Annotated in this window: 1 protein-coding gene; it reads left to right on the top strand. The window is 64.4% G+C overall.

The window, feature by feature from the left end:
* Positions 1-106 precede the first annotated feature (106 nt).
* Positions 107-1303 (top strand): IS256 family transposase, encoded by a 1197-nt coding sequence (locus IP83_RS05060; protein ID WP_054121130.1) that lies wholly within the window; start codon positions 107-109, stop codon positions 1301-1303.
* The last annotated feature ends 58 nt before the right edge of the window (positions 1304-1361 follow it).

The raw sequence follows: 1361 nt of genomic DNA, 5'->3' as shown, positions 1-1361 counted from the left end.
GGGGTTGTGTCCCACGGGGTGGTGTAGGAAGGCTTCCCTGAGTGGGTAGCCACCGTCGATCTTCTGGTAGGGTTCGGATGCGAACTCGAACCTGGAGAAGACGACGATGACCGACGACAGAATGGCCTTGATTGAGCTGATCGAGCAAGGGGCTGATATTGATCTGGTGCGCGAGATGCTGGCGTTTGCCGCCGAGCGCATGATGGATCTGGAGATCGAAGCAAGGACCGGTGCACCGGCCGGGACCCGTAGCCCTGAGCGGCTCAACCACCGTAACGGCTACCGCGAACGTGGCTGGGATACGCGCGCCGGGCGGATCGAGCTGGCGATCCCGAAGCTCAGGAAAGGAAGCTACTTTCCGAGCTTCCTGGAGCCGCGCCGCACGGCCGAGAAGGCGCTGGCAGCGGTGATCCAGGAGGCCTACGTCCACGGCGTCTCGACCCGCTCGGTCGATGATCTGGTCAAGGCGATGGGCGCCAGCGGCGTGTCGAAGAGCCAGGTCAGCCGCCTGGTTGCCGAGATCGACGAGCGTGTGAACGCGTTCCTCACGCGCCCGATCGAGGGCGAGTGGCCCTATCTTTGGATCGATGCCACCTACCTCAAGGAGCGCGAAGGCGGACGGATCGTCTCGACGGCGGCGATAATCGCCGTTGGCGTGAACACCGATGGCCGGCGCGAGGTGCTGGGTGTCGCCACTGGCCCTTCGGAGGCAGAGCCCTTCTGGAAAGCCTTCCTGCGTTCGCTGGCGGATCGAGGCCTTCGCGGGGTGAAGCTGGTCATCGCCGACGATCACAAGGGATTGCGTGCCGCCGCCAGCAAGGTGTTCGCCGCGAGCCAGCAACGCTGCCGGGTGCACTGGATGCGCAACGCGCTGGCTCATGCCGCACCAAAGCAGCGGCCCGCCGTGATCGCGATGATCAAGACGATCTTCGCGCAGGAGACGCCCGAAGCAGCGCACCAGCAGTGGGGGCAGGTCGCCGACGCCCTGCGCGAGAAGTTCCCGAAACTGGCCGACATGATGGATGCATCGCGTGAGGATGTGCTCGCCTACATGGCGTTCCCAAAAGACCACTGGGCGCAGATCGCCTCGACCAACCCGCTGGAAAGGGTGAACAAGGAGGTCAAACGCAGGGCCGACGTCATCGGCATCTTCCCGAATGACGCCGCCGTCATCCGCCTCGTTGGCGCGCTCATGCTCGAGCAAAACGACGAGTGGGCAGTATCGCGCCGCTACATGACGCTGGAAACCCTCGGCACGGTGAGCCATAACCCCGTTGTCAGCCTGCCAGCTCTGGCTGCCTGACCCGAACCTGATCCTGCCGTGGATCGACGGTTCCTACACCACCCCGTGGGACACAACC

The sequence above is a fragment of the Novosphingobium sp. AAP93 genome, assembly GCF_001296055.1.
Classification (GTDB): Bacteria; Pseudomonadota; Alphaproteobacteria; order Sphingomonadales; family Sphingomonadaceae; genus Novosphingobium.
The sequence above is the reverse complement of the archived record's forward strand: the minus strand, read 5'-3'. Positions and strand labels throughout refer to the sequence as shown.

What these genes read in the sequence shown, in the direction of transcription:
- IP83_RS05060 (WP_054121130.1), top strand. Translation starts at nt 107, where the DNA reads ATGACCGACGACAGAATGGCCTTGATTGAGCTGATCGAGCAAGGGGCT.